The sequence below is a fragment of the Coleofasciculus sp. G1-WW12-02 genome, assembly GCF_040219735.1.
In the GTDB taxonomy this organism is placed as follows: domain Bacteria; phylum Cyanobacteriota; class Cyanobacteriia; order Cyanobacteriales; family Coleofasciculaceae; genus Coleofasciculus.
Map to the genome: position 1 here is coordinate 53,424 of NZ_JAVJRX010000101.1, position 16,699 is coordinate 70,122.

21 protein-coding genes are annotated in these 16,699 nt (G+C 44.3%); 17 read left to right on the forward strand and 4 right to left on the reverse strand.

Going from position 1 to position 16,699, the window contains the following annotated elements:
- Positions 1 to 15: 15 nt before the first annotated feature.
- Positions 16 to 633 (reverse strand): Uma2 family endonuclease, encoded by a 618-nt coding sequence (locus RID09_RS16875; RefSeq protein WP_446337088.1) that lies wholly within the window; start codon positions 631 to 633, stop codon positions 16 to 18.
- 366 nt (positions 634 to 999) lie between these two features.
- Between RID09_RS16875 and RID09_RS16880 the strand changes: the two genes are divergently transcribed.
- The 5 genes from RID09_RS16880 to RID09_RS16900 all read left to right on the forward strand — a co-directional run bounded on the left by RID09_RS16880 (position 1,000) and on the right by RID09_RS16900 (position 3,434).
- Positions 1,000 to 1,281: a hypothetical protein gene (locus tag RID09_RS16880; RefSeq protein WP_446337089.1), complete on the forward strand. Its 282-nt coding sequence runs from the start codon at positions 1,000 to 1,002 to the stop codon at positions 1,279 to 1,281.
- Positions 1,282 to 1,298: 17 nt separating this feature from the next.
- A complete protein-coding gene (locus RID09_RS16885; protein ID WP_446337090.1) occupies positions 1,299 to 1,568 on the forward strand; it encodes a UPF0175 family protein in 270 nt (89 codons plus the stop codon).
- A complete protein-coding gene (locus RID09_RS16890; protein WP_446337091.1) occupies positions 1,565 to 2,044 on the forward strand; it encodes a DUF3368 domain-containing protein in 480 nt (159 codons plus the stop codon). The genes RID09_RS16885 and RID09_RS16890 overlap by 4 nt, the downstream gene beginning before the upstream one ends.
- Positions 2,045 to 2,305: 261 nt before the next feature.
- Positions 2,306 to 2,593, forward strand: a complete 288-nt coding sequence (clpS, locus tag RID09_RS16895) for an ATP-dependent Clp protease adapter ClpS (protein WP_446337092.1) — start codon at positions 2,306 to 2,308, stop codon at positions 2,591 to 2,593.
- 22 nt (positions 2,594 to 2,615) lie between these two features.
- Positions 2,616 to 3,434 (forward strand): CPBP family intramembrane glutamic endopeptidase, encoded by an 819-nt coding sequence (locus RID09_RS16900; protein WP_446337093.1) that lies wholly within the window; start codon positions 2,616 to 2,618, stop codon positions 3,432 to 3,434.
- A 40-nt stretch (positions 3,435 to 3,474) separates the two neighbouring features.
- Here the strand turns inward: RID09_RS16900 and RID09_RS16905 are convergent, their stop codons facing one another.
- Complete coding sequence (locus RID09_RS16905) at positions 3,475 to 3,705, reverse strand: DUF3134 domain-containing protein (protein ID WP_446337094.1); 231 nt, start codon at positions 3,703 to 3,705, stop codon at positions 3,475 to 3,477.
- A 63-nt stretch (positions 3,706 to 3,768) separates the two neighbouring features.
- Here RID09_RS16905 and RID09_RS16910 point away from each other — a divergent pair, with 63 nt between their 5' ends.
- From RID09_RS16910 to RID09_RS16935, 6 genes are all read left to right on the forward strand, one after another.
- Positions 3,769 to 4,353, forward strand: a complete 585-nt coding sequence (locus RID09_RS16910) for a PAP/fibrillin family protein (protein WP_446337095.1) — start codon at positions 3,769 to 3,771, stop codon at positions 4,351 to 4,353.
- Positions 4,350 to 5,153 carry a PD-(D/E)XK nuclease family protein gene (locus RID09_RS16915; protein WP_446337096.1) on the forward strand — a complete coding sequence of 268 codons (804 nt, stop codon included), beginning with the start codon at positions 4,350 to 4,352 and terminating at the stop codon, positions 5,151 to 5,153. The genes RID09_RS16910 and RID09_RS16915 overlap by 4 nt, the downstream gene beginning before the upstream one ends.
- Positions 5,154 to 5,578: 425 nt before the next feature.
- Positions 5,579 to 6,004 carry a hypothetical protein gene (locus RID09_RS16920; protein ID WP_446337097.1) on the forward strand — a complete coding sequence of 142 codons (426 nt, stop codon included), beginning with the start codon at positions 5,579 to 5,581 and terminating at the stop codon, positions 6,002 to 6,004.
- Positions 6,005 to 6,088: 84 nt separating this feature from the next.
- Positions 6,089 to 6,772, forward strand: coding sequence for a ComF family protein (locus RID09_RS16925; protein WP_446337098.1), 684 nt, complete (start codon positions 6,089 to 6,091; stop codon positions 6,770 to 6,772).
- A 130-nt stretch (positions 6,773 to 6,902) separates the two neighbouring features.
- Entirely contained in the window at positions 6,903 to 7,106 is a 204-nt protein-coding gene (locus tag RID09_RS16930) for a hypothetical protein (protein ID WP_446337099.1), read from the forward strand.
- 5 nt (positions 7,107 to 7,111) lie between these two features.
- A complete protein-coding gene (locus RID09_RS16935) occupies positions 7,112 to 9,754 on the forward strand; it encodes a DNA polymerase III subunit alpha (RefSeq protein ID WP_446337100.1) in 2,643 nt (880 codons plus the stop codon).
- Between the two features lie 118 nt (positions 9,755 to 9,872).
- Here RID09_RS16935 and RID09_RS16940 read toward each other — a convergent pair whose 3' ends face one another.
- Positions 9,873 to 10,679, reverse strand: a complete 807-nt coding sequence (locus RID09_RS16940; protein WP_446337101.1) for a pentapeptide repeat-containing protein — start codon at positions 10,677 to 10,679, stop codon at positions 9,873 to 9,875.
- Positions 10,680 to 11,045: 366 nt separating this feature from the next.
- On the opposite strand from RID09_RS16940, the gene RID09_RS16945 reads away from it, so the two are divergent.
- Positions 11,046 to 11,294 carry a hypothetical protein gene (locus RID09_RS16945; protein ID WP_446337102.1) on the forward strand — a complete coding sequence of 83 codons (249 nt, stop codon included), beginning with the start codon at positions 11,046 to 11,048 and terminating at the stop codon, positions 11,292 to 11,294.
- Between the two features lie 935 nt (positions 11,295 to 12,229).
- The gene (tnpA, locus tag RID09_RS16950) at positions 12,230 to 12,688 is read left to right on the forward strand and encodes an IS200/IS605 family transposase (protein ID WP_446337103.1); all 459 of its coding nucleotides are present in this window, start codon (positions 12,230 to 12,232) and stop codon (positions 12,686 to 12,688) included.
- Positions 12,689 to 12,844: 156 nt separating this feature from the next.
- Here the strand turns inward: tnpA and RID09_RS16955 are convergent, their stop codons facing one another.
- Positions 12,845 to 13,564 carry a DUF4388 domain-containing protein gene (locus RID09_RS16955; protein WP_446337104.1) on the reverse strand — a complete coding sequence of 240 codons (720 nt, stop codon included), beginning with the start codon at positions 13,562 to 13,564 and terminating at the stop codon, positions 12,845 to 12,847.
- Positions 13,565 to 13,687: 123 nt separating this feature from the next.
- Between RID09_RS16955 and trpB the strand changes: the two genes are divergently transcribed.
- The 4 genes from trpB to RID09_RS16975 form a co-directional block, all read left to right on the forward strand.
- Entirely contained in the window at positions 13,688 to 14,947 is a 1,260-nt protein-coding gene (trpB, locus tag RID09_RS16960) for a tryptophan synthase subunit beta (RefSeq protein WP_446337111.1), read from the forward strand.
- 3 nt (positions 14,948 to 14,950) lie between these two features.
- Positions 14,951 to 15,490, forward strand: coding sequence for a CAP domain-containing protein (locus RID09_RS16965; protein ID WP_446337105.1), 540 nt, complete (start codon positions 14,951 to 14,953; stop codon positions 15,488 to 15,490).
- Between the two features lie 62 nt (positions 15,491 to 15,552).
- A complete protein-coding gene (locus RID09_RS16970; protein ID WP_446337106.1) occupies positions 15,553 to 16,209 on the forward strand; it encodes a ribonuclease H-like domain-containing protein in 657 nt (218 codons plus the stop codon).
- Between the two features lie 147 nt (positions 16,210 to 16,356).
- On the forward strand, positions 16,357 to 16,699 hold a 343-nt coding region (locus tag RID09_RS16975; RefSeq protein ID WP_446337107.1), incomplete at its 3' end, for an RNA-guided endonuclease InsQ/TnpB family protein.

Sequence of the window (16,699 nt, forward strand, 5' to 3'; positions counted from 1 at the left end):
AAGAGCGATCGCGCTCTACTGTGCTGCCGCAAAAACCTGATCAACTCTCAGCGTTAGGTTGGGTAAAGTGGGCGAGATCAAGCGATCGCCTGCTCGAAATTGCTGTAACTCGTATTCCCCCTCTACCAATTGACAGACTGTTAAAGTAGGTTGTTTGGGATTGCCAATGAAGCGTCGCCCACCTAATGCGGCATAATCCACAATCCAATATTCCTGGATACCCAAGGCTTCATACTCTCCCAGCTTAATCAAGTAATCATCCCGCCAGTTGCTTGAAACGACTTCTATAATCATCTTGATCGATTTGCCCAGAGTGATAATAGAACCACTTTCCCAATCCGGTTCATCAATTAGTGCAGGTTCATCTAGGACAATTACATCCGGTTCATATCCAGAAGTACCATCCAGAGAACGAACAATACATTCTTTAGGAATAAAATAGGGCAAGGAAGCTTGACGAATTGCAGTGCCTAGGTTGTAAGCTAAATCCCCTGACAACTTTGAATGCTTACCTCTCGGTTTTGGCATCTCAATAATTACCCCATGGTGTAACTCATAGCGGCATTCAGCGGTTTCTGGTAGCCACTCAATAAACTCATCAAACGTAATCGGCGGTTGCAAGGCTTGGATCATAGATTCACCTCGTTTTAGCTCTAGAAGTGTGCGATCGCGAACTTCTGCATGAACCGGATACTGGGCAACTTATGAGAGTTAGGGGTGATTTAGGTAAGATTAATTTGTGGGTTGGAACACCCTGCGGCTTGGGTTGTTACAGCTATTCACCATCACAAACAGTTTCCTAACTGTCTCCAGTTTAATCATCGAGGCATTATGCCAGATAGCCAGCCTATCATAGAGAAGACTCTCTTAAAATCAATGGCACTGAAAATTTGCCTTTTCGGATCGTCGAAACCCTTGATAGACCGTAGGGTGGGCAGTGCCCACCAGCCTCATTTGAGCGTGCTATTACTCTTAAGATGTATATAACATCACTCTCCCATGACTGCTCCTAGCGAGTTTCAGGATTACCTAAAAAAAATCTGCCACCGCTACGAACAGTGGTGGGCTGTGGATGCGTTAACTGAAACAATCGCGGCTAAACAGGCAACCTTCTCATTTGAGCAGATGGTGCAAACTGAAGAGAAGAGACAAGAAGATAAGCCACAGACAGTCTCACTGCCAATCCTTAAAGGCATCCAGCATTACATTAAATCCGAGCATATTTTACTGGTAGGTTCCCCATGTGTCGGCAAATCAGGTAATTTCCCGGATATCATATAAGTTAATGAGAAGAAATCATGCAAATCACGATCGAACTTCCTGACAACATCGCCAATCAACTACAACTAAAACCTGCAAACATCTCCCGCCGAATTTTAGAACTTATCGCGGCTGATAACTATCGCCAAGGACACATTGGAGCCGCCCAAGTCCGCCAGATGCTCAACTTCTCATCCCGTTGCGACACTTATGAATTCCTCAAGCGTGAAAAAGCCTACTTGCCTTACACGGAAGATGATTTAGAGCAGGATTCACAAGCGATTCGCAATGTTTTATCCCAAGAATGATTATTGTCTCCAATACCTCCCCAATCAACTACCTCATCTTGATTGGTTACATCAATCTTTTGCCCGAATTGTTTCAACAAATCATTATTCCCCAAGCCGTCTACCGCGAACTGTCTGATGCATCTGCGCCCTCACCTGTTCAAACTTGGATTGCCACTCCACTTGATTGGCTAAAAATCCACCCTGTCAACCAACCTTCGGATACAATTCTTGATCTACTCGATCCGGGAGAACGAGCCGCTATTATTCTAGCCCAAAAACTCAAGGCAGATTTACTCTTACTTGATGATATGAAAGCACGGCGTACCGCGACAGAAAGAGGGCTTGCTATTACGGGTATCCTGGGAATTCTGGATCAAGCAGCAACGATGAAATTGATCGATCTACCTGTTGCTGTTCAAAGCCTTCAGAATACATCCTTTTGGGCTTCCGACAAGTTGTTTCAAAAGTTGTTAGATAAACACTCCCTATTTTGAGAGAAAAAGCTATAGAAAAAGAGCGAGGCTTTGAGAGAACTTCAGGTTAAACGAAAAAACGTGTGTTATTTTACGTTATTTAGTCACACATTAAGACTATAAGGATGGTGGAATCGAGTCAAGATTCGGCTATCTCTACTCGCCAAATCGGGTGATTGGTCTGATAATTGTTGAGTAATATAAAGAAAAAGCTAAAATGGGGAACTGTACCCCAGCAACTATTTTTTTGTAAACACTAGAACGAGAGGGAGAAGCCTAGCCGTGTCTGTGGAAACGATTGAGAAGCGTTCAACATCAACTGTTCGGAAACCCGCACCTCGCTATCGTGTTTTGCTCCACAATGATGATTTCAACCCGATGGAACATGTGGTGCAAGCCTTGATACAGACGGTACCGAGTTTGACTCAGCCGCAAGCGGTCAATATTATGATGGAAGCCCACAACTCAGGAATTGCTCTAGTCATCACCTGCGCTATGGAACATGCCGAGTTTTACTGTGAAACCTTGAAGAATCACGGCTTAACCAGTACGATTGAACCGGATGAATAGGGAGACGTAAGTCCTGAACATTTTGAGACTGAACCTCCCGAAATTGGCACAATACCCAGCACCTGTGCGGCTGGGTTTGTTTGTTGTTACCCTAGGGCTATTTTGGTTACCGTTAGCTGCGCCAATCTACCTTTTAGTCGATGACTCAAACCTAGTCACTATTCTAACGATGGCGCTATTGTTTGGGGAATTTCTCGGGCTACTAAAAGTTTGGGGACGCTCAGTTTACGGAGAACCTCAACTGTTAAAACACTATGGGTTGTACTCCTCTCGGCGCAATGGGATAGACTTGCTCAATGGGTTAAGTATTGGTCTATTTTTTACCCTAGGCTTGTTTGCTTTAGAGGGGGGATTAGGATGGCTAAACTTTCAATCTCCCCCGAAACAACTGGGGCGGATTATTTTAGAAGGATTGCTTAGCGCTCTGGGTATTGGCTTAGCAGAGGAGTTAGTATTTCGGGGTTGGTTACTGGATGAGTTGGAGCGAGACTATTCTCCTAAACTATCTCTTTGGGCAGATGCGCTAATTTTTGCTACGCTGCATTTTCTCAAACCTCTCGCAGAAATTATCCGCACGTTACCGGGATTTCCGGGGTTAGTGCTGTTGGGATTAACCTTAGTTTGGGCAAAGCGAGGACAAGGGCGTTTGGGTTTACCCATTGGTTTACATGGGGGGTTGGTTTGGGGCTATTACATCATTAATGTGGGACAACTGGTGCAGTATTCGGGTCAAGTTTCTCCCTGGATAACCGGAGTCGATGGTAACCCGATCGCGGGATTTATGGGGTTAGCTTTCTTGATGGTGTTAGCTTTGGGGATCAGGGCGCGGTTTATCAAATAAGCGATCGCGCCCTAGTTTATCCTGCTTTTATGCCCGTTTGTTAATCTTCATCGGCTATATCATCATCATCGTCGTCATCATAATCATTGTCATCTACACCCATCAGTTCCGAGATTTCCTCTTCATCATCAGGGACATCCTCCTCGGTAACATCACGCGCCAGCAAACGATTCGTCTGTTCTAACCAATCTAAAACTGAGGTTTCACGCTGAACTGGAATGATGGGAGCGAGTTGTTCACGAGACTCTTCACGCAAAGAAGGATTATACATAGGAAGCTACAGTAAGTCGATATAAATGATACCATATTTAACGGTGGATTGTCAGGACTACAAATGGTTAACAAAGCCACATTACTAGAAGCGATCGCGGGAAAAAATCGGGGGTTATTGGCAACGGAAACTGAAAAAACAGCGATTTTGGCAGCCGTTGCCCAATTAGAAGACCGCAACCCCACGCCACGTCCTCTGGAAGCGCCGGATTTGCTCGAAGGGAACTGGCGATTACTCTACACAACTAGCAGCGATTTGTTAAACTTGGGTCGGTTTCCCCTGTGGCAATTGGGTCAAATTTACCAATGTATTCGCACCGCTGACGCGAAGATTTATAACATTGCCGAGGTTTCTAGTTTGCCTTATCTGGAAGGAATTATCAGTGTAGGAGCGCGGTTTGAACCTGTTTCCGAACGCCGAGTTAATGTCAATTTTAATCGGTCTGTTGTCGGATTACAGCGCTTAATTAAGTATCAATCTCCCACTAATTTTATCCAGCAAATTGAAACGGGAAAAAAATTCGCTGCTCTTGATTTTAACATTCAAAGTCGAGAGCAACGAGGCTGGTTGGAGACTACCTATCTCGACGAAAATCTCCGGATTGGACGAGGGAATAAAGATAGTGTATTTGTCCTCACCAAACCATGAATGCTGATCAATCTACGGTTTCCCTGACTCGCTTATCCCAAGGACAGCTCAATCTTTTAGAAACCTGTCCTCGTAAATTTCAACTGATGTATGTGGATCAGTTCGGAAGTCCTGTTTCACCGGAACAACAAGAACGTCTGACGTGGGGAAGTTACTTTCACTTGTTGATGCAACAACGAGAACTCGGATTACCGATAGACTCGTTGCTGAAGGATAATCCCAAACTCAATCATTGGGTTACGGCGTTAATGGATGCAGCACCCGATGTATTTACCCGCAATTCTCAAACCTTTCGGGATGCTGAGCATTGTCGCACATTAAAGGTTCAAGGCTATTTACTAACGGTTATTTACGACTTATTTATTGAAGACGAAAAAAGCGCCCAAATTCTCGACTGGAAAACTTATCCTCTACCAACAAATCGTCATCGGTTAGCCAAAGATTGGCAAACTCGCTTATACCGATATGTTTTGCTTCAAACTAGTGATTATTTGCCTGAGCAGATTTCTATGACGTATTGGTTTGTGAAGTCTCAACCCCGCCCCCAATGTCTTACTTTTGCCTACGATAGAGTACAACATGAAAAAACACAAGCGGATTTAACCGAGTTGCTCACTCGCTTATCAGGATGGTTACACCGCTATCAAAATGATCATATCCCGTTTCCCCAAGTGCCGATATCGGCGGGTAAATGCGATAACTGTAGCTTTGTGATACGCTGTCAGCGAACTGGGGAAAGTTCGGTTGGTGATAATGATTTATTACCCAATTTGGCTGATATTGAGGAAGTATCAATTTAAGTCATTCGTCATTCGTTAGGGAACTCTTAACCGGGAACAGAAGTAGCATACTATGTCTGGAATACCCTCCCCCATCTTCATCATCTTCTAGACACCTCTGCTACCCCGCACCCCTGCACCCTGCTTCCGCTACATCAACGGTGATTCCGGATAGTCGTTCGTTGATTAGTAGGTATAAACGTAAAGCCCTTTAACTTGACGAAGTATTGGGGTTTGAAGACTAGCGTAACTAAGGATGATTTAATGGTGCAGGAGCTAATGGGTTAAACGATTGTAATCACTCTGTTTGAGAAATAAATGAGTATTGCATCTCGTCCAAATAATCATTAAACCAGGATTCAACTTCTACCTATTTCTATCCAGCTCTAAGTTTTTATAGAGGCTGGAATAAAGCTGTTTGTGAATTGGTAAGGGTTATAACTTCAATGATTACAACCAACATTTGGCTGGTCTTTAGTTTTTACCTGGTTTATGTAACAATTAGCATCCCACTCTTTTTTATGACATCTGGCGGCTGGATGTCAATCTTTTTCTACATCGCCTTTACGGGATTGTTCTACATAGCGACGACAATCTTTTTGTTTTTTAGTGCGACTGCCCGGACTGCAAAGAGACGAATGAAGGTAAAAATAAAGGCAAACTTTCTAATCAGAATTATTGCGCTGCAAGCCTTTGTTATTCTGTTTAATTACGGAACCTGCGGCGATAACATCTGCTATCAAGGGTTCTTGCCAAGTCTTTTGGAGGAAACAAATTTTCCAGTAATTTTCACACCGCCATTTGTGGTCGTTTTGTTTGCCCTTTTGTTGTATTTGGGGTTTTTGTCAATGTTTTTATTGGATGTGGCTTAAGGGAACAGGGAACAGGGGGAAAATGAGAAGATTTTTCATGGTATAATAATTAGCCTGAGTTCATGAAAAATTGACAATAAAGAGATGAAAGGAGGAATCGGACAGTTGAGGAATAGCTTACTGTCTTTATTCCTGAAGTCAAACTGTCCATTATGCGATCGCGCCACTGATGCTGAATTGTGCCAATACTGTCAGCGTCAGTTACAACGCTGTCAACTGAAGCATCCGAGTCAATTCTGGCAAGGGGAGTTACCGATATTTGTCTGGGGAGATTATGGCGGCGCTCTCAAACGTGCGATCGCGGCGCTAAAATATGAGAATCACACTCAGCTAGCCCGTCCCCTGGGATTTTGCTTGGGTGAGGCTTGGCTAAAATCGGCGGCGGCGCAGCAGACTAAAAAATTAACCGTGATTCCGATTCCCATTCACCCCAGCAAGCGACAACAACGGGGGTTTAATCAAGCTGAACTCCTTGCCCAGAGTTTTTGTCAATTTACAGGGTATAATTATCAGCCTCACGGTTTAGAACGTGTTCGCGAGACTCAAGCCCAGTTTGGCTTATCGGCAAAGGAGCGATCGCAAAATCTCACGGAGGCTTTTGCCGTGGGTAAGCGCTTTGGCAAACGTCCACCCCATTCACCTGTACTGATTTTAGACGATATTTACACCACAGGCGCAACAGCCCGTTCAGCCACTCAAGTGTTACGCCAGCAAGGAATCAGGGTTTATGGTATTGTTGCGATCGCCTCTTCTAAACAGGGACGATAGAGATGCAGATGCATTCGTAGGGGCGAAGCATTCGCGCCCAAATTGATCGGTTTTCTACCAAAGTTTCAACGCGAATGCTTCGCCCAACCCCCGGTTCACCAACCCCCGGTTCACCAATGACGAATGACAAATGACAAATGACCAATGCCTAATCACTAAATATAGGGTTAACCTGAATGATGTATCCTTATATATAGGGTATAGGGGAAGAAGGGTAAATCTGGATTACTTGGGAGTATCATTAGACCCGTCAGCTTATCATGAACGTGAGCGATCGCGCCCGTTATCAATAGCCCGATACTATCGCCCCTTAACTGAATCCTTATCTGTGTAAGTTCTATGTCCTTCGTCGGTCTACATATTCACAGTGACTACAGCTTACTTGATGGCGCGTCCCAGCTACCGCAATTAGTGGATCGGGCGGTGGAATTGGGTATGAGTGCGATCGCACTGACGGATCATGGGGTAATGTACGGCGCGATCGAGTTGATTAAAGTCTGTCGGGGGAAAGGGATTAAGCCGATTATCGGCAATGAAATGTATGTGATTAATGGGGATATTCAGGATAAGACGAAGAAGAAACAGCGTAAATACCATCAAGTTGTCTTGGCGAAAAATACCCAAGGCTATAAAAATTTAGTCAAACTGACGACAATTTCTCATCTGAAAGGAATCCAAGGAATAGGAATTTTTCAGCGTCCTTGTATTAACAAAGAATTACTTAAACAGTACCGTGATGGATTAATCGTCACCAGTGGTTGTTTAGGCGGAGAAGTCCCCCAAGCGATTCTCAAGGGTGACGTGCAAAAAGCACGAGAACTTGCCAAATGGTATAAAGAGGTTTTTGCCGACGATTATTATCTAGAAATTCAAGATCATGGGTCGATTGAAGACCGGATTGTTAACGTAGAAATTGTTAAAATTGCCCGTGAATTAGAGATTAAAATCGTCGCGACGAATGACTCCCATTTTATCTCTTGTTACGATGTCGAAGCCCACGATGCCTTACTCTGTATGCAGACGAGTAAATTAATGGCAGAAGACAAGCGGATGCGCTACTCCGGCACCGAGTATCTCAAGTCCGCAGAGGAGATGGCACAGCTATTTCGGGATCATTTACCCTTCGGAGTGATCCAAGAGGCGATCGCGAATACTCTGGAGGTAGCTGAAAAGGTTAAACGTTACGACATTATGGGGGAACCGCGCATCCCCGATTACCCGGTTCCCAAGGGTCACAGCGCCGATAGTTACTTAGAAGAAGTCACTTGGAATGGACTATTAAATCGCATGGGATGCCGTTCTCGCAGTGACATTGATCCCGTCTATAAAGAACGGCTGGAATATGAGCTGAAAATGATGCAACAGATGGGATTTTCCACCTATTTTCTAGTCGTGTGGGATTATATTAAATATGCCAGAGATCAGAAAATTCCCGTGGGTCCGGGACGGGGTTCAGCAGCGGGTTCTTTAGTTGCCTATTCCCTGAAAATCACTAATATTGATCCAGTGCATCATGGGCTTTTATTTGAGCGCTTTCTCAATCCAGAACGGAAGTCTATGCCGGATATTGATACCGATTTCTGTATTGAACGCCGGGATGAGGTGATTGAGTATGTCACCCAGAAATATGGGGCAGATCGGGTGGCACAAATTATTACATTTAACCGGATGACCTCGAAAGCCGTATTAAAAGATGTCGCCAGGGTTTTGGGTGTTCCTTATGGGGAATCGGATCGGATGGCGAAAATGATTCCAGTTTCACGGGGAAAACCTACGAAGTTAAAGGTAATGATTTCTGAGGACACACCCTCACCAGAGTTTAGAGATGCTTACTTAAATAACCCCGAAGTTCAGCGCTGGCTGGATATGGCAATTCGGATTGAAGGAACCAATAAAACCTTTGGCGTTCACGCGGCGGGGGTGGTGATTTCTGCCGAACCTTTAGATGAAATTGTTCCCTTGCAGGTGAATAATGAGGGGGCAGTGATTACCCAGTATTTTATGGAAGACTTAGAATCTCTGGGACTGTTGAAGATGGATTTTCTAGGTCTTAAAAATTTAACCACGATTCAAAAAGCGGCGGAATTGATTCGCAAAAATAAAGATCTCACCTTAGATCTCGATCACTTACCCCTGGCTGAACGGAAGGCGTTTCAGATTTTGGCAAAGGGAAAATTGAATAAAATCCCGGATGATATAAAACTGACCTATCAGCTTTTAGAGAAAGGCGAGTTAGAGGGAATTTTTCAGTTAGAATCCTCTGGGATGCGCCAGGTGGTGCGGGAGCTAAAACCGTCGAGTATTGAAGATATTTCTTCGATTTTGGCATTGTATCGCCCCGGACCTTTGGATGCGGGTCTGATCCCTAAATTTATTAACCGGAAACACGGGAAAGAAAAAGTTGAGTACCAACATCCTCTATTAGAGCCAATTCTAAAAGAAACCTATGGTACGCTTTGTTATCAAGAGCAGATCATGAAAATGGCTCAGGATTTGGCGGGGTATTCCCTGGGTCAAGCGGATTTGCTAAGGCGTGCCATGGGAAAGAAGAAAGTTTCAGAAATGCAAAAACATCGAGACATTTTTATCGATGGTGCGGCAAAAAATGGTGTAGCGAAGCGAATTGCGGAAGAGTTATTCGAGCAGATGATACTATTTGCTGAATATTGCTTGAGTTATGACACGCAGATTCTCACGGTTGAATATGGCGCTGTGGCGATTGGGGAAATAGTAGAAAAGGGAATTGATTGTACGGTTTATAGTGTGGATGAGCATGGCTATGTTTACACCCAACCCATTGTACAATGGCATAATCGTGGTGAACAAGAGGTGTTTGAATATACGTTAGATGATGGTTCGACAATTCGGGCGACAAAAGACCATAAGTTTATGACAGATAAGGGTCAAATGTTACCGATTGATCAGATATTTGAGCAAGAATTGGAGTTGAAGCAGGTGGAGGTATTGCAACCTGTTTTTTAAGTAGGAAAAAGGTAAATGACATTGCCTTAAACCTTGCTTGTGCCTTGACAAACCACCTAAGAGGTAAACGTCACTCTTGTCGGTTGGGTTGAGGTAATAAACATCGAGAAGCGCCACGTTAGGGACAATCGCGATTAGAAATAGTTCTATCGGGTAAAGTGGTATTACAGAATACTGCACCAGTTAAATCGGCATCTTGTAGGTTAGCACGACTCAGGTCAACATCCCAGAGGTTGGCTTCGCGCAAATCAGCATTCGTTAAAAAGCTATTACTCAAATTAGCACCTCTGAGGTAAGCGCCATTTAAATTTGCATTATTAAGTCTGGCATTACTCAGGTTAGCGTCTCTGAGATTAGCGGCTTGCAGATTAGCACCATTGAGTCGAGCATTATCTAGATTAGCACGTCTGAGATCAGCACCTCTGAGTTCGGCTAAGGTGAGAATCGATTGAGACAGATTGGCTTCACTCAAGTTGGCTAAACTTAACAGCGTTTGGGTTAAGTTCGCACCAATGAGAGTAGCATTACTTAAGTTAGCCGCTTTGAAGTTGGCTTCTCTGAGATCTGCACCCCTGAGATCTGCACCACCCAGAAAGGCGCGAGTGAGATCAGCATTTTTTAAGTCAGCGTTACTGAGGTTGGCATTAATTAGGTCAGCATATTTGAGGTTAGCATCACTGAGAGTCGCTTGGGTGAGGTTGGCTTGACTCAAGTCGGCATACGTTAAAATACTTTGACTCAGGTTACTATTACTCAGATCGGCATTTGTCAAGTCACAGGTAGAACATTCGCCAGTATCTTGTAACTGTTTTAGATGGTCAGGATTTTCCGCGTTTAGGGGAGTGGCTGACAAAAAGAGCGTTAGGAGTAAGAAGATCGGCAGAATGTTGAGTTTCATCTGATTGGTGATTAGGGATTCTTCCATGACACAACCACAAACCCAAGCCTATAGGTATTTTTCGCTAATCTGGGCAGAAGCGATCGCAAAAATTCAGCAATTTCACTGATTCTAACTCCTAGAGTAACGGATTATGCTTAAAAAGCAAGGACAAGGAAGCAAACTCTTAGTTGTAGATGCAGTTCCCTGGTAGCTATCTTTAGCTGCCAGGATTTTCCTTTAGATTGCTTAATTTTTTAGACGCCTTGGTTCCGTGGGATCACGTAAGTCTGTTCCTTTGAAGAATTATCCCGGCTCAAAAATCCCTATCCAGACTGAGGCGATCGCTAATTGTTATCGGTCAAAATAAAGCTAATTACTGAGAACTCACAGTTAGTCTACTCCTCTAGACTTATGCCTAAAGATACTTACCAACAATCACTCCAAGCTGCTACCGCCAGATATAACGCTTTATTATGCCAAAGCTATAGTCAACTCAGTTTGGAGGACAAAATGTTTCTTGAAAATTTCCGCTATTATAAACAAATGTCCTTGAATCAGGTGGTTCAAGCCTTAGACGCTCAACTGAAGCACATTCAAGGTAAGGATTATTGGAGTACCCGTCAAAATACTAAGCTATTTAATTTTAGTATCGACCGATAAGCTCCGAAAAAATATTATTTGATCCAAGGGTTGGGGGAGAGGGCGACCGAGCAAATTGAGTAGATTGGTGTTGTTAATTAGGCTAAGCGGGTCGCCCCTAAAGTTTATTGTTTAGGGTGAGCCATTTATTTTCCAGCAATGTTATGGTCTTACCCGCGCATCCCGATTATCAGGATATAATTATATTTAGAAGAATGATGATGTATTATTCAGTCCGTTTTAACGGACTTTAACTATGAGCCTTGAAATTGATTTCAAGGCGGTGTGACAGCGGGGTAATAAATCCAATCAATATGTTAACGGGATGTAAATTGATTAAAGATGGTGTGACATCGTGGTAATAAGTGCCAATCAATATGTTATCATTGGTGAAAATTAATTGAAGATGGTGTGACATCGTGGTAATAAGTATTACCCGCGCATCCGCCTGGGAATCAATTCCCAGGCTCATAGCCAAAGTCGTCTGAAGACGACTCAGCAATAATACCAGCTCATCCCGATTATCAGGATATAATTATATTTAGAAGAATGATGATGTATTATTCAGTCCGTTTTAACGGACTTTAACTATGAGCCTTGAAATTGATTTCAAGGCGGTGTGACAGCGGGGTAATAAATTCAATCAATATATTAACGGGATGGAAATTGATTAAAGATGGTGTGACATCGTGGTAATAAGTGCTAATCAATATGTTAACGGGATGTAAATGAATTGAAGATGGTGTGACAGCTGGGCAATACATCCAATCAATATGTTATCATTGGTGGAAATTTATTTCCGGTGCTGGGTTAGGGTGAGCCATTTATTTTCCAGCAATGTTATGGTATTACCCGCGCATCCGCCTGGGAATTAATTCCCAGGCTCATAGCCAAAGTCGTCTGAAGACGACTCAGTAATACTATAAGTTAATCCCAATTATACAAGATATAAATTTATGGCGCTTTGGCGGCTTTACTATCATCTCGTCTGGGCGACAAAAGAACGCCAACCGTTGATTGTTCCTGCACGAGAACCCGGATTATACAGCTATATTATCGGTAAAGCTGATTCGCGAGGTTGCATTATTCACGCCATTGGGGGTATAGAAGATCATCTCCATTTAGTGACATCTATCCCACCAAGCCTTGCGATCGCGGATTTCGTCAAATACATTAAAGGAAGTAGCGCCCATCAGTTTAACCAAGATTCACCTCCCACATCAGCCAAGTTTGGTTGGCAGCGCGGATATGGTGTTTTTTCCCTGGGAGGCAAACAACTCGATGAAGCGATTGCCTACGTGAGTCAACAAAAGCAGCATCATTCCCAAGGCACGGTAATCCCATCCTTGGAACGAGATAATTATGAAGATGACGCTCCAACATCCCGACGAGGTATGGTATGGAACCAAAATTAACTCCTGATGAAATTAACGCCAAACAACAGCTATTGCAGGATTACGAAACCGCGCAAGAAGCCTTTGCAATCTGAGAAATCAGGGCAGACTTGATGCCATGCTCTAGTCAGCCCTGAACTAAAGTAATCTACTCTTCGAGAATGTTGACAAATTCAATTAAATTAAAGCTTTTGCCGCTGAAAATTTTGATTTGGGAATGTCATAAGGACGATAGTATATGTCAACAATTTTAGCCAAATCAGCTAAAGTATAATTTGTGTCAAACAAGGATAACTTTAGGCAATGAAAAAAGGTAATATCCATCGTCAACCCCAATTGTTGACAAAAATTTTCCGAAAGTCTATTCCCATTCCCTCTATACCGCAGATTTCTAGCGGCAAACAGTTGTTTTAAAACAACGAGTTTTTGTAACAAAACCTCGATAATACTGGCGGGCAACTGCAACCCCGTCATCTCTCGTGTGGGAATAGGCACATTCTGGTCAAATCTAAATTGAGCGTCTGTGAGTTGACAGACTAAACACAGTTGCTGTATCACCTGGACTTGGAACAAATGTTCGAGCTGTTCACCCCGCAAAGCTCCTTGATGTCTCAGATACAATCCCAGAGGTTGATCCTCTGGACACAACTGAGCCAGTTTCGTGATCACACGGTTACTCACCCAATCATATTGCTGGATCAGTGAGAGTAACCCTGTCTTGTTCAACTGGTTCGCGGCGGCGACAAACTGCCCATTCTCCACCCAAATATAGTAAGACGAGGCAGCTCCTGATTCCGATCGCGATCGCAGCATGAGTAAGCCGCTTTTATTCCCCTGATCGATAAATCGAAAAATTTCCGGCAGAGAAAAATCAGAAAGAAACCCTGTAATGGACATCGCTGGTGAATTGAACCCCTACAACTATTGTCTCGATTAACGGTTAAACTAAGTCGCGATCGCCAAATTCGGTCAGATCACGATTTATAATGGGTGGGTGTTGTTGTTGGCGATCTGGCTGTAGTGACCAAAACTCCCCTTCCTAATTCCCGCTCCTCTACCGAAGTAGTACACGAACAACCGGATGCCTTAGGGCGTTTTGGCAAATTTGGCGGCAAGTATGTGCCGGAAACCCTAATGCCTGCACTGTTCGAGTTAGAGCAGTCGTTTAAACAGTACCGCAACCACCCAGATTTTCAGCAGGAATTGCAACAGTTATTGCATGATTATGTCGGGCGTCCTAGTCCTCTATATTTTGCTGAACGGTTAACCGCCCACTATGCCCGCCCCGATGGCGGTGGAGCGCAAATTTATTTGAAACGGGAAGACTTAAATCATACCGGCGCTCATAAGATCAATAATGCCCTAGCCCAGGTCTTATTAGCCAAGCGGATGGGCAAAAAGCGGATTATAGCAGAAACTGGGGCAGGTCAACATGGTGTGGCAACGGCAACGGTTTGTGCGCGGTTCGGCTTGGAATGCATTATCTATATGGGTGTTCAGGATATGGAACGCCAATCCCTAAATGTGTTTCGGATGCGGCTAATGGGTGCTAAAGTTCAACCCGTGGCGGCGGGAACGGGTACGCTTAAGGATGCCACCTCGGAAGCGATTCGCGACTGGGTCACTAATGTGGAAACGACCCATTACATCCTCGGTTCTGTCGCAGGTCCTCATCCCTATCCCATGCTCGTGCGTGACTTCCAGGCGATAATTGGTCAAGAAACTCGCACTCAATGTCAAGAAAAATGGGGCGGTTTACCCGATATTTTGTTGGCTTGTGTGGGTGGGGGTTCCAATGCAATGGGACTGTTCCACGAATTTGTCAACGACGAGAGCGTGCGCTTAATTGGTGTTGAAGCCGCCGGGGAAGGTGTAACCTCTCAAAAGCACGCTGCTACCCTAACCTCAGGACGTCCGGGTGTGCTGCACGGGGCAATGAGCTATTTACTCCAAGATACTGACGGTCAAGTGGTGGAAGCCCACTCGATTAGTGCGGGACTCGATTATCCTGGTGTTGGACCCGAACACAGTTATTTGAAAGATAGTGGTCGGGCAGAATACTATAGTGTTACCGACCAAGACGCGATCGCAGCTTTTCGCCAGTTATCGGAACTCGAAGGAATTATCCCCGCCCTGGAAACCGCCCACGCGATCGCGTATTTAGAAACTCTGTGTTCTCAACTTCAGGGTAGCCCGAAAATAGTGATTAACTGTTCCGGTCGCGGTGATAAAGATGTACAAACCGTTGGCAAGTTGATTCAGTTAGACTCACAGGATTAAACGGTGCGGTCAAAGTCTCTTTTGGTCATGAGTGGATTACTGCTGCTAAAGTTAGGACTCAGTAGCTGTGATTTGGCGTTGAGTTTCAAGACAACCCCCGTAAGTCAATCCGAATCTCCTACAACGATTTCTCAACAGTCAAATGACGGTGAATTCACCAATTGGGAAGAATCGGTGCATCAACAGATTAATCAATATCGCCGTTCCCAAAAACTGCCACCGTTAACCTTAGACTCTAACATTAGCAAGCAAGCCAGACTCCACAGTCAGGCAATGGCAACCGGGCGTCTACCCTTCGGTCATGGGGGATTTGAAGAACGAGTCCGCGCGATCGCTCAATCTATTCCCTATCGCCAAGCGGCTGAAAATGTTGCCTATAACCAGGGCTATTCAGACCCCGCCACCCAAGCGGTGCAAGGTTGGCTAAAAAGCCCAGGACATCTAAAAAATATTGAAGGGGATTTTGATGTAACCGGGATTGGCGTAAGTAAAAATGCCAAGGGAGACTATTACTTTACCCAAATTTTCATCAAACGGCAGTAGTTTGTCTTATGTTATTTGCTGGTTATTTTTTCATCATTCATCCTTTATCACTCAGATAACCTATGACTAAACCCCCCATCGAGAAAGAACTGGCAAAATTTCAAGTTTGCGATCGCGACCTTCCCGACGCCCTGCTCAAGACCTATCTAAACGCCGAAGCGATTGCCGTTGATACAGAAACAATGGGGCTGATCTATCAGCGCGATCGCTTGTGTCTGGTGCAACTGTGTGACCCCGAAGACCGAGTTACGGTGATCCGCATTGATAAAAAACAAAAACAAACTGAAGCCCCCAACCTGAAGCAGTTGCTGGAAGCCCAAACGGTCTTAAAAGTATTTCACTTTGCCCGTTTCGATCTAGCCATATTACGCCAAAATCTGGACATCTACGTCCAGCCTATATTTTGTACGAAAATTGCCAGTAAACTTGCCCGTACCTATACCAACCGCCACGGACTTAAAGATTTAGTCCTGGATCTCGAACAGGTGGAACTGGATAAAAGTTCCCAGAGTTCAGATTGGGGAAATCCCCATAACCTTTCGGATGAACAACTCCGGTATGCGGCGAATGATGTACGTTATTTGCTGTCTGTGCGACAGAAACTGATTGCCATGTTGCAACGAGAAGAGCGTTGGCAACTTGCCCAAGAGTGCTTTGATGCCTTATCAGTGATGGTGTCTTTGGATTTGCTCCTCTATCGAGATATCTTTGAACATTAACGTAATCGCGGAAGCCCTCACCCTCAGCAGATCCTTCGCAGGCTCAGGAGGGTGAGGATGGACAGCGGGAAATTGAGGAACGAAATTTCCCATCTTCTGGACAAGCTTACCCTAAATAGTATATAGTGGTAAGAGGAGGGAAAAGCGATGGGACATCAAGCTGTCAAAGTTAGGCTATATCCGACAACTGAACAACAAGTGATACTAGCTCAACACTTTGGCTGTAGCCGTTGGTGGTGGAATCATGCACTCAATTTGTGCATTGAAACTTACCAGGCAACAGGTAAAGGTTTGACCCGTTCAGCATTGAATGCCTTCTTACCTAAGCTCAAAAAACAGGAGGATACTCAATGGTTGTCTGAATGCTACTCTCAGGTATTACAAGCTACTACACTCAACCTAGTGACTGCCTATAAGAACTTTTTTGAGGGTAGGGCTAGATACCCTAGGTTTAAGGCAAAAAGAAATAAGCAGTCCATTCAGTATCCCC